The organism is Streptomyces gelaticus (genome assembly GCF_014649535.1).
GTDB lineage: Bacteria > Actinomycetota > Actinomycetes > Streptomycetales > Streptomycetaceae > Streptomyces > Streptomyces gelaticus.
The window spans coordinates 385,233-411,099 of the sequence record NZ_BMTF01000003.1; the positions used below are offsets into that span (position 1 = coordinate 385,233).

Annotated in this window: 23 protein-coding genes; 8 read left to right on the forward strand and 15 right to left on the reverse strand. The window is 72.1% G+C overall.

Annotated elements, in window-relative coordinates; translation table 11 throughout:
• Positions 1-13 precede the first annotated feature (13 nt).
• The 7 genes from IE107_RS06595 to IE107_RS06625 all read right to left on the reverse strand — a co-directional run bounded on the left by IE107_RS06595 (position 14) and on the right by IE107_RS06625 (position 7,525).
• Positions 14-952: an SCO2278 family lipoprotein gene (locus tag IE107_RS06595; RefSeq protein WP_189542144.1), complete on the reverse strand. Its 939-nt coding sequence runs from the start codon at positions 950-952 to the stop codon at positions 14-16.
• Positions 885-1,856, reverse strand: a complete 972-nt coding sequence (gene efeU / locus IE107_RS06600; RefSeq protein ID WP_189541972.1) for an iron uptake transporter permease EfeU — start codon at positions 1,854-1,856, stop codon at positions 885-887. Before efeU ends, IE107_RS06595 begins: the two co-directional genes overlap by 68 nt.
• A gap of 30 nt (positions 1,857-1,886) precedes the next feature.
• Entirely contained in the window at positions 1,887-3,161 is a 1,275-nt protein-coding gene (efeB, locus tag IE107_RS06605; protein WP_189541974.1) for an iron uptake transporter deferrochelatase/peroxidase subunit, read from the reverse strand.
• Between the two features lie 20 nt (positions 3,162-3,181).
• Positions 3,182-4,318, reverse strand: a complete 1,137-nt coding sequence (gene efeO / locus IE107_RS06610; protein WP_189541976.1) for an iron uptake system protein EfeO — start codon at positions 4,316-4,318, stop codon at positions 3,182-3,184.
• A gap of 191 nt (positions 4,319-4,509) precedes the next feature.
• Positions 4,510-5,352, reverse strand: coding sequence for a heme ABC transporter ATP-binding protein (locus IE107_RS06615; protein WP_189541978.1), 843 nt, complete (start codon positions 5,350-5,352; stop codon positions 4,510-4,512).
• Positions 5,349-6,452 carry a FecCD family ABC transporter permease gene (locus IE107_RS06620; RefSeq protein ID WP_189541980.1) on the reverse strand — a complete coding sequence of 368 codons (1,104 nt, stop codon included), beginning with the start codon at positions 6,450-6,452 and terminating at the stop codon, positions 5,349-5,351. Before IE107_RS06620 ends, IE107_RS06615 begins: the two co-directional genes overlap by 4 nt.
• Positions 6,449-7,525, reverse strand: a complete 1,077-nt coding sequence (locus tag IE107_RS06625; protein WP_189541982.1) for a heme/hemin ABC transporter substrate-binding protein — start codon at positions 7,523-7,525, stop codon at positions 6,449-6,451. The genes IE107_RS06620 and IE107_RS06625 overlap by 4 nt, the downstream gene beginning before the upstream one ends.
• 133 nt (positions 7,526-7,658) lie before the next feature.
• Here IE107_RS06625 and IE107_RS06630 point away from each other — a divergent pair, with 133 nt between their 5' ends.
• From IE107_RS06630 to IE107_RS06640, 3 genes are all read left to right on the forward strand, one after another.
• Positions 7,659-9,059, forward strand: a complete 1,401-nt coding sequence (locus tag IE107_RS06630) for an HtaA domain-containing protein (protein ID WP_189541984.1) — start codon at positions 7,659-7,661, stop codon at positions 9,057-9,059.
• Positions 9,060-9,107: 48 nt separating this feature from the next.
• Positions 9,108-10,676, forward strand: coding sequence for an HtaA domain-containing protein (locus IE107_RS06635; RefSeq protein WP_189541986.1), 1,569 nt, complete (start codon positions 9,108-9,110; stop codon positions 10,674-10,676).
• Between the two features lie 77 nt (positions 10,677-10,753).
• Positions 10,754-11,440: a PhzF family phenazine biosynthesis protein gene (locus IE107_RS06640; RefSeq protein WP_229866727.1), complete on the forward strand. Its 687-nt coding sequence runs from the start codon at positions 10,754-10,756 to the stop codon at positions 11,438-11,440.
• Positions 11,441-11,455: 15 nt separating this feature from the next.
• Here the strand turns inward: IE107_RS06640 and IE107_RS06645 are convergent, their stop codons facing one another.
• Both IE107_RS06645 and map read right to left on the reverse strand, forming a co-directional pair.
• Entirely contained in the window at positions 11,456-12,121 is a 666-nt protein-coding gene (locus IE107_RS06645; RefSeq protein WP_189541989.1) for a biliverdin-producing heme oxygenase, read from the reverse strand.
• Between the two features lie 261 nt (positions 12,122-12,382).
• Positions 12,383-13,240 carry a type I methionyl aminopeptidase gene (gene map, locus IE107_RS06650; RefSeq protein ID WP_189541991.1) on the reverse strand — a complete coding sequence of 286 codons (858 nt, stop codon included), beginning with the start codon at positions 13,238-13,240 and terminating at the stop codon, positions 12,383-12,385.
• A 58-nt stretch (positions 13,241-13,298) separates the two neighbouring features.
• Between map and IE107_RS06655 the strand changes: the two genes are divergently transcribed.
• On the forward strand, positions 13,299-13,529 hold the full coding sequence (locus IE107_RS06655; protein ID WP_189541994.1) for a hypothetical protein: 231 nt from the start codon (positions 13,299-13,301) through the stop codon (positions 13,527-13,529).
• 54 nt (positions 13,530-13,583) lie between these two features.
• Here the strand turns inward: IE107_RS06655 and IE107_RS06660 are convergent, their stop codons facing one another.
• On the reverse strand, positions 13,584-14,885 hold the full coding sequence (locus tag IE107_RS06660; protein WP_189541996.1) for an MFS transporter: 1,302 nt from the start codon (positions 14,883-14,885) through the stop codon (positions 13,584-13,586).
• Between the two features lie 175 nt (positions 14,886-15,060).
• Positions 15,061-15,663 carry a hypothetical protein gene (locus IE107_RS06665; RefSeq protein WP_189541998.1) on the reverse strand — a complete coding sequence of 201 codons (603 nt, stop codon included), beginning with the start codon at positions 15,661-15,663 and terminating at the stop codon, positions 15,061-15,063.
• Between the two features lie 119 nt (positions 15,664-15,782).
• Here IE107_RS06665 and npdG point away from each other — a divergent pair, with 119 nt between their 5' ends.
• Together npdG and IE107_RS06675 are read left to right on the forward strand one after the other, a co-directional pair.
• Positions 15,783-16,493: an NADPH-dependent F420 reductase gene (gene npdG / locus IE107_RS06670; RefSeq protein WP_189542000.1), complete on the forward strand. Its 711-nt coding sequence runs from the start codon at positions 15,783-15,785 to the stop codon at positions 16,491-16,493.
• 163 nt (positions 16,494-16,656) lie between these two features.
• The gene (locus IE107_RS06675; protein WP_189542002.1) at positions 16,657-16,833 is read left to right on the forward strand and encodes a hypothetical protein; all 177 of its coding nucleotides are present in this window, start codon (positions 16,657-16,659) and stop codon (positions 16,831-16,833) included.
• Positions 16,834-16,849: 16 nt separating this feature from the next.
• Here IE107_RS06675 and IE107_RS06680 read toward each other — a convergent pair whose 3' ends face one another.
• The gene (locus IE107_RS06680; RefSeq protein WP_189542004.1) at positions 16,850-17,656 is read right to left on the reverse strand and encodes a site-2 protease family protein; all 807 of its coding nucleotides are present in this window, start codon (positions 17,654-17,656) and stop codon (positions 16,850-16,852) included.
• 203 nt (positions 17,657-17,859) lie between these two features.
• Between IE107_RS06680 and IE107_RS06685 the strand changes: the two genes are divergently transcribed.
• Positions 17,860-21,168, forward strand: a complete 3,309-nt coding sequence (locus IE107_RS06685; RefSeq protein ID WP_189542006.1) for an ATP-binding protein — start codon at positions 17,860-17,862, stop codon at positions 21,166-21,168.
• Between the two features lie 9 nt (positions 21,169-21,177).
• On the opposite strand, the gene IE107_RS06690 is transcribed toward IE107_RS06685, so the two are convergent.
• The 3 genes from IE107_RS06690 to panB all read right to left on the reverse strand — a co-directional run bounded on the left by IE107_RS06690 (position 21,178) and on the right by panB (position 24,045).
• Positions 21,178-22,032 carry an ABC transporter permease gene (locus IE107_RS06690; protein WP_189542008.1) on the reverse strand — a complete coding sequence of 285 codons (855 nt, stop codon included), beginning with the start codon at positions 22,030-22,032 and terminating at the stop codon, positions 21,178-21,180.
• Positions 22,029-23,051 carry an ATP-binding cassette domain-containing protein gene (locus IE107_RS06695; protein WP_189542010.1) on the reverse strand — a complete coding sequence of 341 codons (1,023 nt, stop codon included), beginning with the start codon at positions 23,049-23,051 and terminating at the stop codon, positions 22,029-22,031. The genes IE107_RS06690 and IE107_RS06695 overlap by 4 nt, the downstream gene beginning before the upstream one ends.
• A gap of 109 nt (positions 23,052-23,160) precedes the next feature.
• On the reverse strand, positions 23,161-24,045 hold the full coding sequence (gene panB, locus IE107_RS06700; RefSeq protein ID WP_189542011.1) for a 3-methyl-2-oxobutanoate hydroxymethyltransferase: 885 nt from the start codon (positions 24,043-24,045) through the stop codon (positions 23,161-23,163).
• 192 nt (positions 24,046-24,237) lie between these two features.
• Here panB and IE107_RS06705 point away from each other — a divergent pair, with 192 nt between their 5' ends.
• Positions 24,238-25,854, forward strand: a complete 1,617-nt coding sequence (locus tag IE107_RS06705) for an MFS transporter (protein WP_189542013.1) — start codon at positions 24,238-24,240, stop codon at positions 25,852-25,854.
• The last annotated feature ends 13 nt before the right edge of the window (positions 25,855-25,867 follow it).

The following is a 25,867-nucleotide window of genomic DNA, read 5'->3' on the forward strand; positions in this document are numbered from 1 at the left end:
GGCCCCGGCTCCGTCATGAGCCCTTCGCCGCCGTCAGACCCGGCAGCCGGTTCAGCACGACCACCTTGCCGCCGTCCTTCGTCGAGCCCTTCTTCGGGACGTACACCAGCTCGCCGGCGATCCGCTCCTTGGTGAGGGTGGACCGCACCTCACCGGTCAGCAGCGCCTCCACGTCCTGGTTGAGCGGCGGGCGCAGCCCCTTCGCCGCGGTCTGCCGCTCGAAGTGCTTGCTGCTGAAGAAGACCAGCGCCCCGCCGTCGTCCGTCTCCAGGCCGAGCGGGGCGAACGAGCCGCTGTCCAGCGGCTGGTCGATGTACTGGTACGAGAAGCCCGCCCGCCGGGTGGTCCGGCGTGTCTCCCGCCAGCCCGAGGTGGCGGAGCCGGGGGCGAAGACGTCCGGGGTGCCCTTCTGCAGGTACTGGGTGTACCGGGTGCTCAAGTCCTCCGGCGCCACGGCCAGTTCCGTACTGTCGGCGGCCACCGGCCTGGCCCGGCCGTCGCCGTCCTTCGCGAACGCGGGCATCCGGGAGGGCGCGACGACCGACAGGTAGGCAGCCTTCCACCCGGCGCCGGGCCCGGACTTGACGAAGACGATCAGCCAGCGGTTGTCCAGCTTCCCGCTGTCCTGGTCGCGGTTGGAGTCGGTGTCCGCGAGGAACCACCGCGGCCAGCCGGCCTTCTTCGGGATGAGATACCGGGCGTCGGTCAGTTCCAGCGGCGAGTGGTCCGGGTTGCCGTCCGGATGGTTCTTCTGCCGCGCCTTCAGCCCGGCCTGGTTGATCGCACCGAGTGGACCGGTCACCCGGTCCGCGTCCAGGGCCGGATCGTAGGCCTTGTCCGCCGCGTTGTACGCGGTGGTGAAGTCCGCGAGGGCCTTCGCGGCCTCAGACCTGGTTGCCCCCGGCACCACTTCCAGCTCGCCGTGCACCGTCACGCAGCCGCTCGCCGTCATGGACAGCACCGTCGCCGTCGCGAGCCCCGTCACCAGCCGAACCGGCCTCAGGCTTCTCATCCGCTGCTTTCCGCGCCTTCCGATCCGTCGCCCCCACTGACCGTCCGAACCCTACCGGGGCGAGGAACAGCGCGAGGGTGGGGATCAGATACAGCGCCCACACCGTGACCTGGAGAACGGTCGGGTCGGGCTGGAAGTTGAACGTGCCCTTCAGCAGCGTGCCGTACCAGCTGTCCGGCGGAATGGTGGCGCTGATGTCGAACGCCTGGTTGTGGAGACCGCCGATGAACTCCGCTTCCTGGAGGTCGTGGACGCCGTACGCGAGCACGCCCGCGGCGACGACCACCAGCATGCCGCCGGTCCAGGTGAAGAACTTCGACAGGTTGATCTTCAGCGCGCCCCGGTAGAACAGCCAGCCCAGCACGATGGCGCACGCGATACCGAGGAGCGCGCCGATCATCGGATGCCAGCCGTCGTCCGCCGCGTGCACCGCACGCCACACGAACAGCGAGGTCTCCAGGCCCTCCCGGCCCACCGCCAGGAGCGCCGTGGCGACCAGCGCTCCGGTGCCCATCGCGAGCGCCGCGTCGAGCTTGCCGTGCAGCTCCGTCTTCAGGTGCCGCGCGGTGCGCCGCATCCAGAAGACCATCCAGGTGACCAGGCCGACGGAGATGATCGACAGCGAACCGCCCAGCGCCTCCTGGGCCTTGAACGTCATCTCCTGCGAACCGAATTCCAGTCCGGCGCCGAACGCCAGGCTGACGACGACCGCGATCCCGACACCGGTCCAGATCGGCACCAGCTTGTCCCTGTTGCCGGTCTTCACCAGATAGGCGATGAGGATGCAGACGACCAGGCTGGCCTCAAGACCCTCGCGCAGGCCGATCAGGAAGTTGCTGAACACGTTTCCGTTCTCCTTTTCTGCTTCGGCCCGTTACGAGAACAGTGCCCGGCCCCACCAGTCGTCCCTGTCGCGGACGCCCGGCGGGACGGCGAAGTGCGCCGAACCCACGTGCTGGATGTACTCGTTGAGCGCGTCGTGCGCCGCCAGGCGCCGCTGGAGCGGAATGAACGCCTTGCGGGTGTCGCGCTGGTAGGCGATGAAGAACAGCCCGGCGTCGAGCCGGCCGAGGCCGTCCGTGCCGTCGGTGAAGGAGTAGCCGCGGCGCAGGATCGTCGCACCGTCGTTGCTGTCCGGGTGGGCCAGGCGCACATGCGCGGTGGGCAGCATCGCCTTCAGGAACGGCTCGTCGCGCTCCTTGGACTTGCCGACCGGGGCGCCCTCGCCCTTGTCGCGGCCGAAGATGTCCTCCTGCTCCTGGAGCGGGGCACGGTCCCAGGTCTCGATGTGCATCCGGATGCGCCGGGCCACCAGGTACGAACCCCCGGTCATCCAGCCCGCCTTGTCCTTCTCGCCCACCCACACATGCTTGTCCAGGGCGGCGGTGTCGGTGCCGGAGATGTTCCGGGTGCCGTCCTTGAAGCCCATCATGTTGCGCGGGGTCTGGGCGTCCGGCGTGGTCGAGGACGTCTTGCCGAAGCCCAGCTGGGACCAGCGGACCGCGGTGCGGCCCATGCCGATCCTGGCGAGGTTGCGGATGGCGTGCACCGCGACCTGCGGGTCGTCCGCACACGCCTGGACGCAGAGGTCGCCGCCGCTGAGGGCCGCGTCGAGGTTGTCGCCGGGGAACTTCGGCAGATCGACGAGCGCCTCGGGACGCCTGTCCTCCAGGCCGAACCGGCCCTTGGCGAAGAGCGAGGGCCCGAAGCCGATGGTGAGCGTGAGCCGGGACGGCTTCAGCCCCAGCGCCTCGCCCGTGTCGTCCGGCGGGGCCTCGGCGAGGCCGCCGTACGCCCCGTCGCCGACCGCGTGACCGGCCGTCATCCGCTCCGCCGCCCGCGTCCACTCCTTGAGCAGCGCGATCAGTTCGCCGCGGTCCTTCGTCGTCACGTCGAACGCGGCGAAGTGCAGCCTGTCCTGTACGGCGGTGGCGATGCCGGCCTGGTGCGCACCGTGGAACGGCACGGCCGCACCGCTGTCCGCGGCCGGCACCGGATCGCTCCCCGTGCGCACCGCGGCGACCGCGCCGCCGGCCGCGACGGCGCCCAGCGCGAGACCCGCGCCGCCCCAGCCGAGCAGCGCGCGGCGGGACGGGGCGGGACCGGAGGTCTCCGCGGGGGTTTCTTCGGCCTGTGTCTGATCGGTCATCACCGGAGCCTTCCCGCTCGTCACTTCGTCACCGCGGCGGCGAGCCGGGACAGCGGCTCGGCCAGCGCGTTGACCGCGTCCGAAAGCTCCTTGCGGTCCGCCTTGCCGACCTTCTCGTACGAGGTGAACTCGTAGGAGCTCTTGTCCTTGCGGTACTTGTCCAGCAGCGTGTTCAGCTCCGCGAAGCGCTTGTCCAGGGTGCTGGTCAGCGCCGCGTCGTTCTTCGAGGCGATCGGCTTCAGCAGCTCGTAGGACTTCTCGGCACCCTCGACATTGCCCTTGAAGTCGACGAGGTCGGTGTGGCTGTAGCGCTCCTCCTCACCGGTGACCTTGCCGGTGGCGACCTCGTCGAGGAGCTCCTTGGCGCCGTTGGCCATCGAGGTCGGGCTGATGTCCGCCGTGCCGACCCGCTTCTGCCAGTCGAGCAGGTCCTTGTAGAGGGCCGGGGCGAGGGCCTTCTCCTCGGCACCCAGCTTCTTGTCCTGCCACAGCGCCTTCTCCAGGCGGTGCCAGCCGGTCCATTTCTGGCCGTTCTCCAGGCCGTCCTCGCGGATGTCGACCTTCGGGTCGATGTCGCCGAAGGACTCGGCGACCGGCTCGGTGCGCTCCCAGCCGAGCCGGGAGTCGGCGTAGAGCTTCTTGGCGGCCTCGATGTCACCGGCGGCGACGGCGTCCGTGAACTTCTTCGCCTTCGGCAGCGTCTCGTCGGCCTGGGCCTGGACGTAGGTGCGGTACTCCGCGACGGCCTTGTCCATCTCGGGGCTGCGCTTGACCGCGTTGCCGCCGGTGACCTCCAACTTCTGCCGGATGCCATGGCCCTTCATGCCGGGCTTGCAGGCGATCTCGTACGAACCGGCCTTGATCTCGGCCGTGATGGTGGCCTTGGTGCCGGGGCCGATGTTCTCGCGCTCGGCGACGATGCGGTCGTCCGGGAAGAGTACGTAGACCTCGGTGACCTTGGAGCCCTTGTTCTCCACGGCCAGCTCGACGTGACCGGCCGGAAGCTTCTTCTTCGACAGCTCGCAGGAGTCGTCCTTCGCGACGACCTGCAGGGCACCGTCGCCCTTGCCGTCGCTCTTCTCTGCGCAGCCCGTGACGGCGGTCAGAGCGGCCACCGTGGCGGCAGCGGTGACGACGGAGAAACGAACGGCTCGCATACGGGCTCCACATGAGGACGAAGGAGAAGCGGGTGAAGATTCGGACAAAGGCAGGTGAGGCGGACCTAACTTAACCGAGGCTTACCTGAGCAATACCCACCCGTGCAGTGATTCAGCTCTCATCCCGGACGCCCGGGAACGAGGTGGTCACGGGTGATCCATGGGCACCCCATGGAAAGGTCAAGCAATGGTCAAGTCTCTCGTGTCGGCATGACGAGCGGCGCCCCGGTCCGGGGATGCGGGAACACCTCGACCGGCTGCCGGTAGACCTCGCCGAGCAGCTCGCCGGTGAACACTTCGGCGGGCGGCCCCGCCACCGCGATCCGCCCGTCGTGCAGCACGGCCGCCCGGTCCGCGTACGCCGCCGCGAGGCCCAGATCGTGCAGCACCACGACGACCGCGTCCCCGGCGGCGGCCCGCTCCCGGCAGATCCGCAGCACCAGCTCCTGATGGCGCAGATCGAGCGCGGCCGTCGGCTCGTCGAGCAGCAGCAGCGGGGCGCGCTGCGCCAGCACCCTGGCCAGTGCGACCCGGGCCCGTTCGCCGCCGGACAGGGCGGAGAAGGGACGCGCGGCGAACCCGGTGACCTCGGTCGCCGCCATCGCCGCGGCGACGGCGGGATCGTCCTCCTCCGCCCGCTCCGTACCGGCCCACGGCGCCCGGCCCATCCGTACGACGTCCTCCACCGGGAACGGGAACGACAGCGCGGCGGACTGTGGCAGCACGGCCCGGCGCAGCGCCAGTTCGGCCGCCGACCAGCCGTCGGCCGGGTGCCCGTCGATCCGGATCTCGCCGCCGTCCGCGGGCAGATCGGCCGCCAGTGCCGCCAACAGGGTCGACTTGCCCGCCCCGTTGGGCCCCACCAGGGCCAGCACCTCGCCCGCGTGCGCGGTCAGAGCGATGCGGTCGAGCACCGGCCGCCGCCCCCGCAGTACCCGCAGGCCGCGTGCCTCGGCGACGGGGGAGCCGGGGGAGACGGGCGCGGGCAGCAGACGCCGTACGCGCACCCGGAACGGATTCCTCGGGGCCCTCATGCCCAACCACCTTGCTTGCGACGGGTCCTGCGCAGCAGCCAGAAGAAGAACGGGCTGCCGAAAAACGCGGTCAGCACACCGAGCGGCAGCTCGGCGGGGGCGGCGACGGTGCGGGCCGCGAGATCGCCCACCACCAGGACCAGGGCGCCGCCGAGCGCACTGCCCGGGACGAGGAAGCGATGACCGGGGCCGTTCGCCATCCGCAGCAGATGCGGCACCAGCAGCCCCACGAACGAGATGATCCCGGCGACCGCCACCGCGGCGGCGGTCAGCAGCGCCACGACGAGCACCAGCACGACCCGGAGCCGTTCGACATCGACCCCCAGATGCCGGGCGGGCCGCTCGCCGAGCGCGAGGAGGTCCAGTCTCCGGGCGTGGAACGGCGCGACGAGCAGCCCGAGCACCGCGCACGGCAGCACCGCGAGCACCTTGGACCAGGTCGCCTGGGCCAGCGAGCCCAGCTGCCAGAAGGTGATCTGCGAGATCTGCGCGTTGTCCGCGAAGAAGATGAACAGCCCGATCAGCGCGCCCGCGAAGGCGTTGACCGCGATCCCGGTGAGGATCAGCGTCACCACCTCGGTCCGTCCGCCCGACCGCGACAGTGCGTACACCAGCAGCACGGTCGCGAGCCCGGCGGCGAACGCGCAGACGGTGACGGTCCAGTTGCCGAGGAAGTTCAGCCCGAGCGCGATCGAGGCGACCGCGCCGACCGCGGCACCGGAGGAGATCCCGATCACCCCGGGCTCGGCGAGCGGATTGCCGAACACCCCCTGCATCAGCGCGCCCGCGCAGCCCAGCGACGCCCCGACCAGCAGGGCGAGGACGACCCTGGGCAGCCGTACGTTCCACAGCACGCTCTCGCCGACCCGGTCCAGCGCGGCCCCGCCGAGGCCGAGCCGGTGCTGGACGGAGGCGAGGACGTCGCCGAGCGAGATGTGGTACGCCCCGAGCCCGGCGGAGAGCAGACAGCACACCAGCAGAGCGGCGAGCAGTCCGGCGGTCAGCGCGAAGGACGAGGAGCGCCGGGGCTTCGGTGCCCGCGGCCCCTCCGGCGCCGCGGCGGCACCGGCCCGGGTGCGTTCCGGGGACGTGGCGGTCACTGGTCCGCCCCGTTCTCCGGGTAGAGCTGCGCGATCAGTTCAGCCAGTACCCGGTCGGTGCGCGGGCCGTAGTTCAGCAGCACCCCGTCGTCGACGGTGACGATCCGCCGGTCCATCCCGGCCGGGGTCTCGGCGACGCCCGGGATCTTCACGAGTCCGTCCACGCCGCCCACCGAGGCGAGCCCCTTGCTCATCACCAGGATGGCGTCGGGGGCGGCCTTGGCGAGCGCCTCGCTGGTGATGGCGGTGAAGTCCTTCTTCAGTCCGGAAGCCTTGCCCGCGTCCACGGCCCCTGCGGCTTCGAGGAGTGAACTCGCGCCGGAATCCCGGCCGCCCAGCAGATACACCGAGGCCGAGCCGCGCAGATAGAGGAAGGCGACCCGGGGCTTCTCGCGCCCGTCCTCCCGGGCGGGCACGGACTTGCGTACGGCGTCGATGCGCGACCGGGTGCGCGACTCCAGTGCGGCGCCCGAGTCCGGTACGCCCAGGGCCGCCGCGACGGTGCCGATCCGGCGGCCGACGTCGGAGAGCTGCCGGGCCGGCTCGACCACCACGAGCGGGACACCGGCGTCCCGGATCTGGTCGATGGCCTCCGCCGGGCCGGTCGTGGTCTCGGCGAGCACGACGGTCGGCCTCAGCGAGAGCACGCTCTCCGCCGAGACGTCATGAGCCCGGGTCACCACCGGGAGGCTCTCCGTCTGTTCGAAGGTGGCGGTGATGTCGCGGGCCACGACCTGCTTGCCGAGGCCGAGCGTGAAGACGATCTCGCTCAGACCGCCGGTCAGCGGAACGATGCGGTCCGTCGAGGCGACGGTGACCTCGGCGCCGTCCGCCGACTCCACCGTGACGGGCAGCCTCGGCTCCGGCGCGGTGCTGAGGGGTTCGACCCGGTCGGCGGTGGCCCCGGCAGCGGCGGGAGCCTTGCCGTCCGTGCCGCCGCCGCAGCCCGTCAGAACGAGGGTCAGGGCGAGAGCGGCCGCCAGGGCGCCGAGCGGTCCACGGGCCCAGGCCCGGCCGGGCCCCGGCCGCCGGCCGCCGGGGCCCGGTGGGGCGAAGTCCTGCGAGAAGCGCACTGGGGCACCGTCCTGTCGTTGTGCGTGGGCAGTTGGTCGTGGTTCGCGAGTGATGTGGCGGAAGGGGTACCTCCACAAGATCTGCATAGCTTAGGTTAGCCTTACCTCAGTTTCCAGACCTCGGAGGGGTTCCATGCTGCCGTCCAGACCTGCCCGCGCACTCGCCGTCGCGCTCCTCGCGGCGTTGCTCGGAGCCCTGCTCCCGGCCACCGCCGCGCAGGCCGCGGGACGTACGGTGCAGGGCGGCAGGCTGGACTGGGGCATCAAGTCCTCCTTCCAGAGCTATGTCACCGGACCTGTGGCGAACGGCAGTTGGAGCCTGACCGGCGGCGCCGCCACGCTCGGCGGCAGCCAGTTCCGCTTCCACTCCGCCACCGGTTCCTACGACCCGGCGACCGGTGCCTTCGCCGCGGGCTTCACCGGCGGGGTCCACTTCCTCGGCCACCGGAAATCCGACGGCGGCCACGAACTGGACCTCACCATCAGCCGCCCCACCGTCCGTATCGCGGGCGGCAGCGGCACCCTGTACGCCGACATGGTCAGCAAGGACCGGGGGAGCGGCCGGGTGACCTCGGCCGCCCAGGTGCCGCTCGCGACGCTCGGTCTGTCCGGGATCGACATGAAGGGCGGCACCACCCCCGTCGCCCTGAGCAACATCCCGGCGACCCTGACCTCGCAGGGCGCGAGGGCCTTCGCCGGCTACTACCCGGCCGGCACCCCGCTCGACCCGGTCAGCCTCTCCGTGGACACCTCCGCCCCGGCCGGGAAGCCCACGGCCTCCGGGTCCCCCGAGAAGAAGCCGCAGCCGAAGAAGACCGCGGAGGCCGCCGGCCGCTTCGAGGACGCCGCCGTCGACTGGGGTGTCCGCCGGACCTTCCGCGAGTACGTCACCGGTTCCATCGGCAAGGGGAAGTGGACCCTCTCCGAAGGCGCCCAGGACGGCGGGGCGCTCTTCCGCTTCCCGCGTGGCAAGGGCACGTACGATCCGGCGGCGCGGACCCTGGACGCCGGCTTCGCGGGCAGCGTCCGGTTCACCGGCGCCGACGGGCTCGACCTGGAACTGTCGGCCGTCGCGGTCCGGGTGAAGGCGGGCAGGGGCACGCTCCTGGCCGACGTCCGCAGCGACGGCGACCGGCGCGAGGCCGTCCCGCTCGTCACCTTCACCGCGAAGGACTTCGCACCGAAGGACGGCCTCGCCGTCCTCACCGAAGCCCCCGCCACCCTCACCGCCGACGGCGCCGAGGCGTTCGGCTCGCTCTACCGGGCGGGCACCGCGATGGACCCCGTCTCGCTGGCCGTCGCCGTCGAGTCCGGGGCCGAACTGCCCGCCCTGCCCGACCTGGGCAGCGCCCCCGCCCCGTCCTCCGAACCGTCGGCCGCCCCGTCCGCGGGGAAGACCACCCCCGCCGCGGCGACGGCGGCCGACTCCGGCGGCGCCCTGTACCCGGCGCTCGGCGGCGCGGGCGTGCTCGCCCTCGCGGCGGGCGCGCTGTACCTCGCCCGTCGCCGCCGCAGCACCCAGAACAACGACTAGACCCCCGTCCCCCCGTCCCGCCCCCTGTTCCCGAGGAGACCAACGACCATGGCAGCCACCCGCCGCCCCATAGCCCTCGCCGCCGCAGTCGCCACCGCGGCCGCCCTCGGCGCCACCGTGTTCGCCCTTCCGGCACTCGCCGCCGACAGCTCCGCCGCTGCCGCTGCGACCGCCACGGCGCCGAAGTTGCAGCTGACGGACGGCACACTGGAGTGGGGAGTCAAGGAGTCCTTCCGCAAGTACCTCGCCTCGCCGTTCTCCGGCGGGAAGATCACCGTCAAGGACGGTGCCGTCCAGGCGCCCGGCAACGGGGTGTTCACCTTCGCCGGCGGCAGGGGCACCTACGACACGGCCACGCACGGCACCGACACCGCCTTCGCCGGCGGGGTCGGCTTCTACGCCCACGGCGGCGCCCTCGACATCACCCTCTCCGACGTGAAGCTCGCCACCAGCGGCACCGGCGGCGCGATCACCGTCGATGTGACGACACCGCAGGGCGCCCGCGACGACGTGGAGTTCGCGACTCTGGACCTCTCGGCGGTGAAGCCGGGCCGGGGCGAGGGCGGCGCGATGGTCTTCGAGGACATCCCGGCGACGCTGACGAAGGCGGGCTCCGAGGCCTTCGACGGCCAGTACAAGGAGGGTGACGCGCTCGACCCGGCCACCCTCTCGGTGAAGACGGTCACGCCTCCGACCACCGACCCCACCCAGGAGCCCGGCACCGAGCCGACCGGCACGCCCTCCACGGAGCCCACCGGCAGCCCGTCCACCGGACCGGGCACGAAGCCCACCACGACCGCGTCCCCGTCCCCCTCGGACACGGCCACGGCCACCGGCAGGCCGGCCGCCACCCCGGGCGAGATCGTCGACGGCACCCTGGACTGGGGCGTCAAGAAGTCCTTCCGCACGTACGTCACGGGCCCGATCGCCCACGGCAGGGCCGAGACGACGGCCGGCGCCACCGCGTCCGGTGACGGCTACCGGTTCCCCGACGCCACCGGACGCTTCGACGCCGCCGAGCAGACCCTGAACGCCGAATTCCACGGCAGGGTCCGCTTCCTGGGCCACGAGGAGAACGGGGCGTACACCCTCGACCTCTCCCTGACCGGCATGGAGATCCGGGTGAACGGCACCAGGGGCACCCTGACCGCGGACGTGACCACCAAGGACCGCACGACCAAGAAGGTCTCCACGTATCCCGGTCTGGCGGTCGCGGACCTGAAGCTGCCCAAGGGGAAACTCGCCGCCAGGAACGGCGTGGTGAACCTCACGGCCATCCCGGCGACCCTCACCGCCGACGGCACCAAGGCGTTCGGCGGCATGTACGAGGCCGGTGAGCAGCTCGACGCGCTGACCGTCGCGGTCGCGCTCGACAAGGACGCCGAACTCCCTGGCTCCGCAGGCGGTTCCGGCACGGCGGGCGGCTCCGTGACCACCGGTGGCGGCGGCACGGCCGGCGGCCTTGCCGGTGGCTCCGTCGGCGGTTCGGCCGGTGGCGCGGGCTCCCTCGCCGCCACCGGCTCCGACCTCCCGGCCGGCGCCCTGATCGCCGCCTCGGGCGTGGTCGTGGCGGCCGGCGCCGGAGCCGTGGTCGTGGCCCGCCGCCGTACCGTCTGACCGGCCCGCGCGCCACGAGGGCACCGCCCGGACGGGCGGCCGAACGGCCACCGTCCGGGCGGTGCTTGAATGCCCCTGTGAACGACAGCGACTTCGACGTACCCGCCGGCATCGACGTACTGCGCGTGTTCTGCGGCCCCGACGGCCGGCACGGCAACGCCCTCGGCGTGGTGCGCGACGGGCGTACCTACCCGGACCGGGCCTCCCGGCAGGAACTGGCCCGCCGGCTCGGCTTCAGCGAGACGGTGTTCGTCGACGACCCCGAGCGCGGGCACGTCGACATCTACACCCCGGGACTGCGCCTCCCGTTCGCCGGGCATCCGCTCGTCGGCACGGCCTGGCTGCTCGACCTGGAGATCCTGGAGCTTCCGGTGGGGGAGGTCTTCGCCCGTCAGGACGGCGAGTTCAGCTGGATCACCGCCCGCCCCGAGTGGGCGCCCCCGCGCACGCTGGAGCGGTACGAATCCGCCGCCGAGGTCGAGGCGCTCACCGGGCCGCCGCCGGGGGAGGGCTGGCTGTACGTATGGGCCTGGGAGGACGAGGCGGCCGGCCGGGTCAGGGCGCGGGCGTTCCCCCGCCGCGACGACAACATCGTGGAGGACGAGGCGACGGGGGCGGCGGCGCTGCTGCTCAGCGCGGAGCTGGGGCGCGCCCTCAACATCACGCAAGGACGCGGCTCCCAGATCCTCACCGCACCCGCACCCGACGGCACGGTGGAGATCGGGGGCCGCGTGGCACTCGCCGCCGTCCGGGCCCGGCGCTGAGCCGGGCCGAAGGCACTACGCGCTGAGCGGGAACACCTCGCCCAGTTCCCGGAACACCGCCGTGTTCAGCGCGAACGCGCGCTTGCACTCGTCGACGATCCGCTGCTTCTCCAGGTCGTCCGCGTCCACCGCGTCCAGCAGCTCGCGGTAGTCCCGCTTGAACGAGGCGGGGTTGGATATGCCCTCGAAGACGTAGAACCGGACCCCGTCGCCCTTGCGCGCGAAGCCCCAGGTCCGCTCCGCCCGGTCGCGGATGATCTGGCCGCCGGAGAGGTCGCCGAGGTAGCGGGTGTAGTGGTGCGCGACATAGCCGGCCGGCCAGCTGCGGGCGCACTCGGCGACCCGGGCGGCGTACGCGGCCGTGGCGGGCAGCGGCTCCAGGTCCTCGCACCAGCCGGTACCCCGCAGATGGGCCAGATCGCGCTCCAGCTCGGCGGTGCGCATCAGCTCGGGCCGGATGAAGGGACCGGCGACCGGATCGCCGTGCAGCGCCTGCGCACCGTCCTCCAGCGCCCGGTACACGAACCACAGCTGCTCGGTGTAGCGCGTGTACGCGTCCACTCCGAGCCGCCCGCCCAGCAGGTCGCTCATGAAGGTCGAGGTCTCCGCCTCGGTGTGCTGCTCGTGCGATGCGGTGCGGATGAGCGTCGAGAAGGGCGTGGTGGCGGCGGTTGCGTCCAAGGCGGGCCTCCGGGGGACCGAGGGGACGGAAAAGTCCTGGAAGAGACAGAAATATCGGCAGCGCCGCATACTGCGGCGATTGCTGTCGACAACTCCGATCTTCCTACTTAGGCTTACCTAAGTCAATGACTTCCCGACACTCTGTCGGTAAAAACGATACGCCGGATTCCGTTCCCGCGTCGGGCGGGCGGAAGCGGCCGGGTACGTGAAAGCGGCCGCCCGGGGGCGGCCGCTTGCGGGGAGGAACTGTCCGGACGGGGGTTACGGGAGCGTCAGGATCTCCGCGCCCGTCTCCGTCACCACCAGCGTGTGCTCGAACTGCGCGGTGCGCTTGCGGTCCTTCGTCACCACGGTCCAGCCGTCGTCCCACATGTCGTAGTCGTGGCTGCCCAGCGTCAGCATCGGCTCGATGGTGAACGTCATCCCGGGCTGCATCACGGTGGTCGCGTGCGGGCTGTCGTAGTGCGGGATGATCAGGCCGGAGTGGAACGAGGAATTGATCCCGTGCCCGGTGAAGTCCCGTACCACGCCGTAGCCGAAACGCTTCGCGTACGACTCGATGACCCGCCCGATCACATTGATCTGCCGTCCCGGCCGGACCGCCTTGATGGCCCGGTTCAGCGATTCCCGGGTGCGCTCCACGAGCAGCCGGGACTCCTCGTCCACGTCGCCGCAGAGGTACGTGGCGTTGTTGTCGCCGTGCACACCGCCGATGTACGCCGTGACGTCGAGGTTCACGATGTCGCCGTCGCGCAGCACCGTGGAGTCCGGGATGCCGTGGCAGATCACCTCGTTGAGCGAGGTGCAGAGCGACTTGGGGAAGCCGCGGTAGCCGAGGGTCGACGGGTACGCGCCGTGGTCGCACATGAACTCGTGGGCGACCCGGTCGAGTTCGTCCGTCGTGACGCCCGGGGCGATGTGCTTCGCGGCCTCCGCCATCGCCTGCGCGGCGATCCGGCCCGCGACGCGCATGCGCTCGACGGTGTCGGTGTCCTGGATCTCCGGACCGGTGTACGGGGTGGGGGCCGGCTTGCCCACGTATTCGGGGCGCCGGATCCTTCCGGGCACGGAACGGATGGGAGTGATCTCCCCGGGTACGAGCAGCGACTGGCCAGACATGTCAGCGAGTCTAACCAGCGCGCTTGGGGCAGCATGGCCCCGAGGGAAGGAGCCGCTGATGGCCCTGTTCAAGAAGCGCACGGCCGGCAAGCCGGGCGAGTGGTACTACTGCCTGGAGCATCACAAGGTCGAGGAGGGCCCCGAGTGCCCGGCCAAGGACCGTTTCGGGCCGTACACCTCCCGCGAGGAGGCCCGGCACGCCATGGACACCGCCCGGGAACGGAACCTGGAGTGGGAGAACGACCCCAAGTGGCACGACGGGGGCACACCGCGCGATCCGGAGGCATGACGGGAGCCGCCCGTCCCCACGCGCCCCGGGGCTTTCGCCCCCGGGGCCCGTTCCTCAGGCCGCGGACGGGCTGGACTCCATGGCCTCCCGCCTGCGCAGCGCGTCCTCGTCCGTTTCGGAGTCGTAGGTGAGCAGCTTCGGCAGCGCTGCCGTGAGCAGCGCGACCGAGGCCACGCACGCCACACCGCCGCTCCAGATCGCCGACCGGGTCCCCGTCCAGCCCGCCATCGCACCGGCCCGCACCTGCCCCAGCTGCGGGCCGACGCTGTACGAGAGCACCTCGATGCCCGCCAGCCGGCCCCGCAGCTCCTCCGGGATGGTCTGGTTCCAGATCGTGGAGCGGCCCAGTCCGCTGAGCATGTCGCCCGCGCCCGCCACCGCCAGGCAGACCAGCACCAGCCACACGTCGCCGAACCACCCGGCCGCCGCGATCGCCAGCCCCCAGACCGCGGCCCCGGCCACCACGAACAGTCCGTGCCGCCGCACCCGCGACGTCCAGCCGCTGGTCAGGCCCAGCACCAGCGATCCCACCGACCCCGCCGCGTACATCAGGCCCAGCGACCAGTCGGCGTCCAGCTCGTCCGCGAGGAACGGGAAGATCGTGTTGGGGTAGGCGAAGAACATCGCCGCCAGGTCGACCGCGTACGTCCCCAGCAGCACCGGCCGGCTCCAGGCGTACCGCGCCCCCTCGGCGATCCCGCGCAGCGAGGGCTTGTGGCCGTCCCGGGCCGGCGGCGCGGGCGCCAGGCGCAGGCACAGCAGTACGGAGACCGCGAACGTGGCCATCGTGACCGCGTACGCCGTGGCGTGCCCGGCGTAGGCCACCACGAGGCCCGCCACGGCCGGGCCGGTGATCGCGCCGAACTGCCAGCGCAGCGAGTTCAGCGCGGCGGCGGCGATCTGCTGCTCGTGCGGCACGATCCGGGCCATCAGGGAGTCCAGCGCGGGCCGCTGGAGCCCGGCGAGCGCGGAGACCCCGGCCGCGACCAGGTAGAGCGGCCAGAGCATCGGGGCGGGCAGCGCCGCGTTCACCAGGAGCACCAGGGCGAGCAGCCCCAGCCCCGCCTCGGTGGCCAGGATGACCTTGCGGCGGTCCGCGGCGTCCGCGAGCGCCCCGCCGTACAGACCGAAGACGACCAGCGGCACCAGTTCGACCGCGCCCATCACGCCGACGGCCAGCGGCGAACCCGTCAGCTCCTTGATCTGGAGCGGCAGCGCGATCATCGCCATGAAGCTGCCGAAGTACGTCACCAGGCCCTGGATCCACAGCAGCCGGAAGTCGGCGGAGGTGCGCAGGGGCGAAAGATCGGGCAGCAGGGCGGCCAGCCGGGCGGCCGGGGACGAAGCAGAGGTCACGGAGCGCCATGCTCCGGCGCCGCGGTCGCCGCCGCAACGGAATTTCCGCGGGGTCCCGGCTCCGGGCCGCGGTACCGGGCCCGCCCCGCGGCGACGGGGCTCCTGGCCCCGGCACCCGGCTCGCACCGCGGCGGCGGGCACCCGGCTGCCCGGCCGGGTGGTCGGCCGAGGGCCGTCACCAGCGGGCGGGAGGCGGTGCCGTCAGCTGATCGGCGAGCCGGGACAGCCGGTCCCGGAAGCCGCGGCGGCCGCGCGGCGCGGGGGCGCTGTTCTCCCCGGCCGCCGCGCTCACCAGATGCTGCACGGTGTCCAGGTCCACGTCGTCGTCGCCGGTCACCGCGAGCGTCTCATGGGCGAGCCCGCGCACCTCCGGGTCGCCGTCGTTCAGCGAGAGCACCGTGGCCCCGGCGCGCCGCGCGTCGTGCACCCGCTCCAGCAGCCCCGCGCCGGGCCGCTCCGGGGCCACCAGGAGCAGCGTCTCGCCCCGCCCGGCCGCCTCGATCCGGGCCGGCCCGACGGCCAGATGCGCGGGGCCGCCCGGCTCCACCCGGTGGCGTACCAGGGTGGGGGCCAGCTCCGGCAGCCCGGACCAGGTGGACTCGTCGACCAGATGCGCGGCCAGATGCCACGGCTCGTACGCCGCCGTCCCCACCAGCAGCAGACCGCCGCCGTGCGGGACGACGGAGGACCTCAGCGCGCCGGCGAACCGCCGCGCAGCGGCGGGCCATTCCGTCCCGGCGAGCACTTCACGGAGCAGGGCCACGCGTACGGCATCCATGGCCCGGCATCATGCCCCAGGACCCCTGCCCGGCACCGGGAAACGGCTGCGGACCAGCCGAACGGGGAACGAGGGATGACACCGGGTACCGCTCCGTGGCGGGCAGTAATGTCGGAGCCATGACTACGAATGGCAATGACAGCGCGGCCAGGCCCCCCGCCAAGGACCCCTGGGACCTTCCCGACGTATCCGGGCTGACCGTCGGCGTGCTCGGCGGCACCGGACCCCAGGGGCGCGGCCTCGCCTACCGGCTCGCCCGCGCCGGCCAGCAGGTGATCATCGGCTCCCGGGCCGCCGACCGCGCGCGCGGCGCCGCCGAGGAGCTCGGCCACGGCGTCGAGGGCGCGGACAACGCGGAGTGCGCCCGCCGCAGCGACATCGTGATCGTCGCCGTGCCGTGGGACGGCCACGCCAAGACCCTGGAGTCGCTGCGGGACGAACTCGTGGGCAAGCTCGTCATCGACTGCGTCAACCCGCTCGGCTTCGACAAGAAGGGCGCCTACGCCCTGAAGCCCGAGGAGGGCAGCGCCGCCGAGCAGGCCGCCGCCCTGCTGCCGGAGTCCCGGGTCACCGCCGCCTTCCACCACCTCTCGGCGGTGCTGCTGCAGGACGAGACCGTCGACGAGATCGACACCGATGTGCTGGTGCTGGGCGAGGTCCGCGCCGACACCGACCTCGTACAGGCGCTGGCGGGCCGGATCCCCGGCATGCGCGGCATCTTCGCCGGACGGCTGCGCAACGCGCACCAGGTCGAGTCCCTGGTCGCCAACCTGATCTCGGTGAACCGCCGCTACAAGGCACACGCCGGGCTCCGTACCACCGACGTCTGAGCCGGACCGGCCACCACCACCTGCACCAGCGGCGTCCGAGCCGGACCGGCCACCGGTGGCCTGAGGGCCGCAGCCGCCCGCGGACCCACCCTGCGGCGAGCGAAAAGGGGCATGGGGGACACTGGACGGGACCGTGCATCACCCCCGACAGGAGCCGCCTCCCATGCCCCGACTCGCTCTCTACGCCATCGCCGTCTGTGTCCTGGCGGTCGTCGCGGCCGTGATCTCGTTCGCCCAGGGCAGCCTGCTCGGGATCGTCTGGGTGCTGCTGGCCGGGCTCTCGTCCAACATGGCGTGGTTCTACCTGCGTCGGCAGCGGGCGCGGGCCGCCGGGCAGTGAGGGGCCGGTCCGCCGGTCACGGGCCGACCGCGCAGACCGGATACTCCTCGTTCCAGTTCGCCCAGAACCGGTAGGCGGCGCGGCCGCACTCCGTGCCCCGGCTGCTCACGCCCAGTGCATCCAGTACACCGTGGACCAGGCCGAAGAACACGTGGTTGACCTCCGGGATCCACAGCACGGCGAACACCGCGATCAGTCCGAACTGCGCGAACGGTTCCGCCTGGCGCCGGATCCGGTACGGCAGCCAGGGCTCGATCACTCCGTACCCGTCCAGCCCGGGGACCGGCAGGAAGTTCAGGATCGCCGCGGTGACCTGGAGCAGGGCCAGGAACGCCAGCGCGTACCGGAACTCCCTCGGGACGCCTTCCAGCGCGTGCAGCCAGAACGGAGCCGTGCACACCAGCGCGAACAGCACGTTCGTCAGCGGACCCGCCGCCGAGATCAGACTGTGCCTCCAGCGCCCCCGGATCCGCCCCCGCTCGATGAAGACGGCGCCGCCGGGCAGCCCGATCCCGCCCATGATCACGAACAGCACCGGCAGCACGATGCTGAGCAGGGCGTGTGTGTAGGCGAGCGGATCGAGGCCGAGATATCCCTTCGCGCCGACCGAGATGTCCCCGCTGTGCAGCGCGGTCCGGGCGTGCGCGTACTCGTGCAGACAGAGCGAGACCACCCACGCCGCCGTGACGAAGACGAAGACCGCGAGCCCGTACGGATATCCGGTGCCCGTCCACACCGCCCAGCCCGACACCGCCGCCACGGCGACGATCCCGAGGAAGACCGGGCTGATCCGCCGGTCGCTGCGGCCTGCTGCGGTGGTCATCGGCGAACTCCTGACGGGTGGCCGGAACGGGGCGGAGCGGTGGACGGCGAGCCGACCGTACCGCCGACACGGCACAAACGTCTCGCGCCGGGGCGGTGGTTCCGGAAAGGGTGGGGGCATGACGAGCGATCCCGGAACACGGCGCACAGGGGTGCGGCCGGACATGTGTGCCCATCCCGGTCCCGGTCACGGAGAATAGGCCGGTGCGCTACTGCATCCTCGGAACGACCCGGGCACTTTGCGACGACGGCACGGCTGTCGCCCTCGGCGGGGCGCGGCTGCGCGCCCTGCTCACGGTCCTCGCGCTGCGCCCCGGACGCACCGTCCCGGCAGCCGTGCTCGTCGACGAGGTGTGGGACGGCGAGCCGCCCGCCGACGCGGTGGGTGCCCTCCAGGCGCTCGTCGGCCGGCTCCGGCGGGCCGTCGGCCACGACGCGGTCGTCTCCGCGGACAGCGGCTACCGGCTGGCCGCCGACCCGGACGCCGTCGACCTCCACCGCTTCGAACGGCTCGCGGGCGAGGGCGCGCGGGCACTGGAGGAGGGCGACGCGGCAAAGGCCGAGGCCGTGCTCGACGACGCGCTCGGCCTGTGGGGCGGGCCGGTCGTGGCCGATCTGCCCGACCGCGGCGCCGTCGCCGCCCGCTGGGAGGCCCGGCGCCTGGACGCCCGCCGCAACAGGCTCCGCGCGGCCCTCGCGCTCGGCCGCGCGGACGAGGTCCTGCCGGAACTGGCCGCCCTGTGTGCCGAGCATCCGATCGACGAACCCCTTCAGGCGCTGCGGCTGCGGGCCCTGCGCGACGCCGGGCGCACGGCACAGGCACTGGCCGCCTACGACGAGGTGCGCACCGAGCTCGCCGACCGCCTCGGCACCGACCCCGGACCCGAACTGCGCTCGCTCTACTCCGAGTTGCTCCGCCAGGACCCGGTGCGCCCGCCCGCGTCGGCCGCCCCGCCCGTCCGCACCGGGGCCCCCGCCGCACCGCGGGGCAACCTCCGGGCCAGGCTCACCAGCTTCGTCGGGCGCGAGGACGACATCGCCGCCCTGCGCGAGGACCTCGCGCACGCCCGGCTGATCACCCTCCTGGGCCCCGGCGGCGCGGGCAAGACCCGGCTCTCCCAGGAGGCCGCCGAATCCGCCGCGTCCGCCTGGCCGGACGGCGTCTGGCTGGCCGAACTCGCCCCCGTCGACGACCCGGAGGCGGTTCCGGAGGCCGTACTGACCGCGCTCGGCGCCCGCGAGACCGTGCTGCGCGGCGCCGGGGCCGAGGAGTTCAGGGCCGTCGAAGGAAACGCGAACGACCCCCTCGTACGCCTCACCGAGCACTGCTCCCGGCGCCGCATGCTGCTGCTCCTGGACAACTGCGAACACCTCGTCGGGGCCGCCGCCGCGCTCGCCGACCACCTGCTCGCCCGCTGCCCGCACCTCACCGTGCTCGCGACCAGCCGCGAACCCCTCGGCGTGCCGGGCGAGTTCGTCCGCCCCGTCGAACCGCTGCCCGGCCCGATGGCGCTGCGCCTGTTCGCCGAACGCGGCGCCGCCGCCCGGCCGGGCTTCCGGACCGACGCGGACGAGGAGACCGCGGCCGCCTCGGCGGAGATCTGCCGCCGCCTCGACGGACTGCCGCTCGCCATCGAACTCGCCGCCGCCCGGCTCAGGATGCTCACCCCGCGCCAGATCGCCGACCGGCTCGACGACCGGTTCCGCCTGCTCACCAGCGGAGCCCGCACCGTACTGCCCCGCCAGCAGACCCTGCGCGCCGTCGTCGACTGGTCCTGGGACCTGCTCGACGGACCCGAACGCGCCGTGCTGCGCCGGCTCTCCGTCTTCGCGGGCGGCTGCACCCTGACCGCGGCCGAGGCGGTCTGCGCGGACGGGCCCCGTCAGGCGCGCGAGGTCGCCGGGCTGCTCGGCTCCCTCGTCGACAAATCGCTCGTCGTCGCCGCGCCCGCCGAGGACGGCGAGATGCGCTACCGGCTGCTGGAGACCGTCGGCGAGTACACCGCCGCCCGGCTCGACGAGGCCGCGGAACGCGGCCCCGTGGTCCGGCGCCACCTGGTGTTCTTCCGGGAGCTGGTCCGTACCACCGAACCCCGGCTCCGCGGCGCCGGACAGCGGTCCGCCATCGAGCTGCTCCAGCGCGAGTACGAGAACATCCGCACCGCCCTGCGAGGCGCCGTCGCCGCCCGCGACGAGCAGGAGGCGCTCTGCATGGTGCTCTCGCTGTGCTGGTACTGGCAGATGCGCGATCTGACCAGCGACGCGCTGCACTGGGCCGACGCGGTCGCCACGCTGGGCCCCGACCCCTTCGCCCCGCCCGCCGAGCCCGCGCCCTCCATCCACGAACGCTGCACCGACGCACCACCACCCATGGGTCCCGAGCTGCTCCAGGAGGCACGCCGGCAGGCGGGCCTGATCCGGCTGGTCAGCATGGAGCACGCCACGGAGAGGTGGACCGACGAGGCGAGCATGGCCCGGCTGCGGGTCATCGCGAACACCTACCGGGCCGGCCAGCCGCAGACCTGCCGGGTCCCGGCATCGTTCTGGTTCTTCGCGGTCATGCTCGTCGGGGAGACCGACAGGCTGCGCGAGCTGCTGGACGAAACGGTCCGCGCCTGCCGGGAGTTCGGCTACGAATGGGAGCTCGCCGGGGCCATCCAGATGCGCGCCAACGTGCTGGCCAACCGGCCCGAATGGGCGGGCGAGGCGTGCGCGGACGCCGACGAGAGCGTGGAGCTCTTCAGCCGGCTCGGCGACGACTGGGGCGTCGCCGAAGCACTCTCGGCGCGGGGCGAGGCCAACGAACGCCGCGGCGAGTACGCGTGCGCGGCCGAGGACTTCCAGGTCGCCATCGGCTACGCGCAGAAGCTCGGCGCACCCTCCCAGGTGGCGGTCCTGCGCACCAGGTACGCGGCCCTGCTCACCGAGATGGACCGCGGCGCCGAGGGCGAGGCGATCCTGCGCGAGGTGATCGACGAGAGGCACGACAGGAGGTCCATCGCCCGGCTCTATCTGGCCATGTGGCTGGGACGCAGTGACCGCACCGGTGAGGCGCGTGAGCAACTGACCGTGCTGTACGAGGAGTTCCACTCCGAGACCATGGCGATCTTCGAAGGGGTCGTGCTGGGCGCGATGGCCTGGCTGGACAACCAGGACGGGCTGTACGCAAAGGCCCTGCCCCGGGGCCTGGTGGCGCTGGAGCGGTCCCACGACCGGCTGTCGCAGCTGGTGGCTCCGCAGATGTCCGTCATCAGTCTCGTCTCCCTCGCCCGCTCGCTGGCCGGCATGGGCGGCGAGCACCGGGCCACGACCGCGGCCCGGCTGCTCGGGGCGGGCCAGGTCCTGCTGCCCCGGGGCCATGTGCCGACGGCGATGGAGCGGGACGACTGGGCACGGGCGGAGGAACTGTCCGTCGCCGTGCTCGGCCGGGACGCCTACGAGAGCGCGTACGCCGAGGGCGGCGGCCTCTCCCTGGAGGAGGCCACCGCCCTCGTGGACGCGTACCGGGAGTGACCCTGCCGGTCAGGACTTCTTGCGGAACCTGGCGACCGCGAGCGGGGCCATCACCGCGGTGATGGCCACGGTCCAGCCGAGCGTCACCAGGACCGAGTGGGCGAGCGGGCCGCCCATCATCAAGGAGCGCGCGGCGTCGGCCAGGTTGGACAGCGGGTTGTAGTCGGTGAACGTCTGGAGCCAGCCGGGCATCGTCTGCGTCGGGGCGAAGATCGAGGAACCGAACTGGAGCGGCATCAGCACGAGCATCCCCATTCCCTGAACCGCCTGGGCCGTCTTCATGGTCAGTCCGAGCAGGATGAAGATCCACATGATGGCGGCGCCGAACGCGGCCGACAGCGCGATGGCCCCGATCAGCCCGAGCACCGACTCCTGGAGCTCCATGCCGAGGGCGAAGCCCATGGCCAGCAGGATGAGCGTGGCGACCATCATCCGGCCCAGTTCGACCACGATCTTCGCTATGAGAACCGAGGAACGGGCGATCGGCATCGTCCGGAACCGGTCCATGACGCCCTTGCGGAAGTCGTCGTTGACGCCGGTCCCGACCGCCATGGCTATGTTCATGCCCATCATGGCCATCAGCCCGGGAATCAGGTAGTTGAGATACTCCTGCCGGCCGCCGCCCATGCTGCTGCCGACCGATCCGCCGAACACGTACACGAACAGCAGCGTGAAGATGACGGGCATCAGGAGCGCGTCGAACATCGACTCCGGATCCTTCTTGATCTGGAGCAGATTGCGCCGCACCAGCGCCCCGATGTGGCGCAGGTTGTTCCGCAGCCCGATCCGGCCCTCGTTGTGGACCGTCCTCGTCCGGGCGGACCCGGTGGGCGCGGGTGCGGGCGTCAGAGTCGCCGTGCTCATGCCGCGACCTCCTCGGGGATCGTGTCGGTGGCGGAAGCGGACTTCTCGCCGGTGATGGCCAGGAACACCTCGTCCAGGCTGGGCAGCGCGGTGGCGACATGCGCCAGCGAGAAGCCCCGGGCACCGAGCAGGCCGATGACGGCCGTCAGCTGCTCGTCGCTGAGGATCGGTACGTACAGCAGTCCCTCGTCCGGGACGGCCTGCGCGCCCGAGACCCCGTCGAGGCCCGCCTCCCGGATCGCCTGCGCCATCGTGGGCAGCTGCGCCGGGTCCGAGGGGCGGATCTGCAGGGTGCGGCCGCCGACCTTCGCCTTCAGCTCGTCGACACCGCCGCGGGCGATGATCTTCCCCTTGTCGATGACGGTCAGCTCACTGGCGAGCTGCTCGGCCTCTTCCATGTACTGGGTGGTGAGCAGCACGGTCGCCCCCTCCGCGACCATCCGCTGCACCTCGTCCCAGACCTCGTTGCGGGTCCGGGGGTCCAGGCCCGTCGTCGGCTCGTCCAGGTAGAGGACGGCGGGGCTGCCGATCATCGAGGCGGCCAGGTCGAGCCGGCGCCGCATGCCGCCGGAGTACTCCATCGCGGCCTTCCTGGCCGCGTCGGTGAGCGAGAACCGCTCCAGCAGCTCGTCGGCCCGGGACCGGGCGGCCTTGCGGGACAGATCGAGCAGCCGCCCGATCATGTAGAGGTTCTCCCAGCCGGAGAGCTTCTCGTCGACCGATGCGTACTGCCCGGTCAGACCGATGGTGCGGCGCAGCTGCCGGGGCTGCTTCACCACGTCGTAGCCCGCCACGGTGGCGTGTCCGGCGTCGGGAACGATCAGGGTGGACAGGCAGCGTACGAGCGTGGTCTTGCCGGCTCCGTTGGGGCCGAGGACACCGAGCACGGTGCCTTCGCGGACATCGAGGTCCACGCCGTCCAGAGCCCTGGTCGAGCCGTAGTGCTTGACCAGCCCCCGGACCTCGACGGCGTTCGAGCCGTTCCTGGGGTTCTTGTCGGTTCGCGTCATGTCCACCATGGGACCAGCCGCCACCGACAACCCGCCGACAGCAGGCCGACAGCCCGCCGATGGGGGATGTCGGCGGGCTGTCGGTGGTGCGGGCAGTGGTCAGGCAGAGCCGGCGGGACTAGTGGAAGGTGTGCTCGGCGGCCGGGAAGGCGCCGCCCACGACCTCTTCCGCGAACTCCTTCGCCGCGTCGCCCAGCACCTGGCGCAGGTTCGCGTACTGCTTGGTGAAGCGGGGTACCTTGCCGCCGGTCAGCCCGACCATGTCGGTGTAGACCAGCACCTGGGCGTCGGTGTCGGGGCCGGCGCCGATGCCGACGGTCGGGATGTGCAGGGTGCGGGTGACCTCGGCGGCCAGCTCGGCCGGTACGAGCTCCAGGACCACGGCGAACGCGCCCGCGTCCTGCACGGCCTTGGCGTCGCGCAGCATCTGCTGGGCGGCCTCCTCGCCGCGTCCCTGCACCCGGTAGCCCATCGCGTTGACGGACTGCGGGGTCAGGCCGATGTGGGCCATGACCGGGATTCCGGCGTCGACCAGCAGCTCGATCTGCTCGTGGCTGCGCTCGCCGCCCTCCAGCTTGACCGCGCCGACGCCGGACTCCTTGATCAGCCGGGTGGCGTTGCGCAGGGCCTGGACGGGGCCCTCCTGGTACGCCCCGAAGGGCAGGTCCGCGACGATCAGGGCGCGCCTGGTGCCCCGTACGACGGCGGCCGAGAGGATCGCGATCTCGTCCATCGTGACGGGCACGGTGGTCTCGTAGCCGAGATGGCAGTTGCCCATGGAGTCGCCGACGAGCATGACCGGGATCCCGGCCTCGTCGAAGACGGACGCGGTCATCGCGTCGTAGGCGGTGAGCATGGGCCACTTCTCGCCGCGCTCGGTGGCGGCGGCGATGTCGTGGACGGAGATACGGCGGGTGCTCTTGCCTCCGTACAGCGCCTTGCTGCTGTCGGCGGGGGCTCCCGCGGGGGATGCGGACTGATTCCGCGCAGCCTGAAGCGACATTGCGAACGGCTCCTTCGTCATCTCGAGGCGCCCTGACGGCGTCCCCGGACCGGTTCCATGGTGGCATCCCGTGGCGGTCCACGGGAAGTGGGCCCCCACACGCACGTGCGGGCATGGCCAAAAGGCGACCCGACCGGTCTCGTATTTCCAATACGAGACGGTCTCGTATCGAAATCGGATAAGCTCCTTGCCATGTCGATGCCGTCCGGTGCTCGCGTTGCCGTGCCCCAGATCCCGAAGGCGGTCCACCGCCGCCGCTGGGCGATCCTCGTCGTCCTGATGTTCAGCCTGCTCATCGTCGTGCTGGACAACTCGATCCTGAACGTCGCGGTCAAGACCATCGCCAGTCCCGCACCCACGGGCCTCGGGGCCACCCAGAGCGAGCTGGAGTGGGCGATCAACGCCTACACGCTCGTCTTCGCCGGATTCCTGTTCACCGCGGGCCTGCTCGGCGACCGCATCGGCCGCAAGAAGGTGCTGCTCTTCGGCATCCTGCTCTTCGGCGCCGGCTCCGCGCTGGCCGCCATGTCCGGCTCGCCCGCCCAGCTGATCACCTGGCGTGCCGTGATGGGCTTCGGTGCCGCGTTCGTCATGCCGGCCACCCTCGCCGTCCTGATGAACGTCTTCGAGCGCGAGGAGCAGCCCAGGGCCATCGGCATATGGGCGGGCAGCGTCGGTGTGGCCATCGCGATCGGCCCGATCACCGGCGGGCTGCTGCTCGAACACTACTGGTGGGGTTCGATCTTCCTGGTCAACGTGCCCGTGGTGACCGTGGCGCTGATCGCGATGATGCTGCTGGTGCCGGACTCCAGGGACCCGAACCCGGGCCGGACCGACCCGCTCGGCGTCGCGCTCTCCATCGTCGGCCTGGTGCTGCTGGTCTACGGCATCATCCGCGGCGGCCAGCTCGCCGACTTCGCCGATCCCCTCGTCCTGTTGTCGAGCCTCGGCGGCCTGCTCGTCCTGGCCGGGTTCGTCTGGCACGAGAAGCGCAGCACCCACCCGGCCATCGACATCGCGTACTTCAAGGAGCCGTCGTTCGCCGCGGCCGTCGCCGCCATAGCGCTGGTCTTCTTCGCGCTGATGGGGGTGACCTTCTTCTCCGCCTTCTACATGCAGAGCGTGCGCGGCTTGAGCGCGCTGCAGGCGGGGATGATGCTCCTGCCGCTGGCCGCCGCGCAGATGTTCTTCGCGCCGCGGGCCCGGCTGCTCGTCGACCGCTTCGGCGCCCGCGCCACCTGCACCGCCGGAATGCTGCTGGTCGCGTTCGGACTCGCGTCGTTCGCGCTGTTCGACGGCACCACGCCGGTCTGGGTGCTGTGTCTGCTCTTCTTCGTCCAGGGCACGGGCATGGCCCATGTGATGACACCGGTCACCGTCTCGGTGATGCAGGCGCTGCCCCGCGAGAAGGCCGGTTCCGGGTCGGCGGTCAACAACACCTTCCGGCAGGTCGGCGGGGCGCTCGGGGTCGCCGTGCTCGGCTCGGTGCTCTCCACCGTCTACCGGGGCGCCATCGAGGGGCACCTCGCCGCGGTCCCGGCCGGTGCCAGACAGGCGGCGGGGGAGTCGATCGAGGCGACGCTCGGCATTGCTGACAAGCTGGGCCCGGCGGGCGCCCCGCTGATCGCCTCGGCGAACGACGCCTTCCTGAAAGCCATGCACGTCACCGCCGTCGGTTCGGCGACCGTCGCCCTGGTGGGCACCCTGGTGGTCGCGCTGTTCCTGCCGGGGAGGGCGCCCGCCGGGCAGGGGGCCGGTGAATCGGGCAGGGGCGACCGGCCGGTGCGTGCGGCGGGGGCGGGCCGGTGAGACCGGCGGTCCG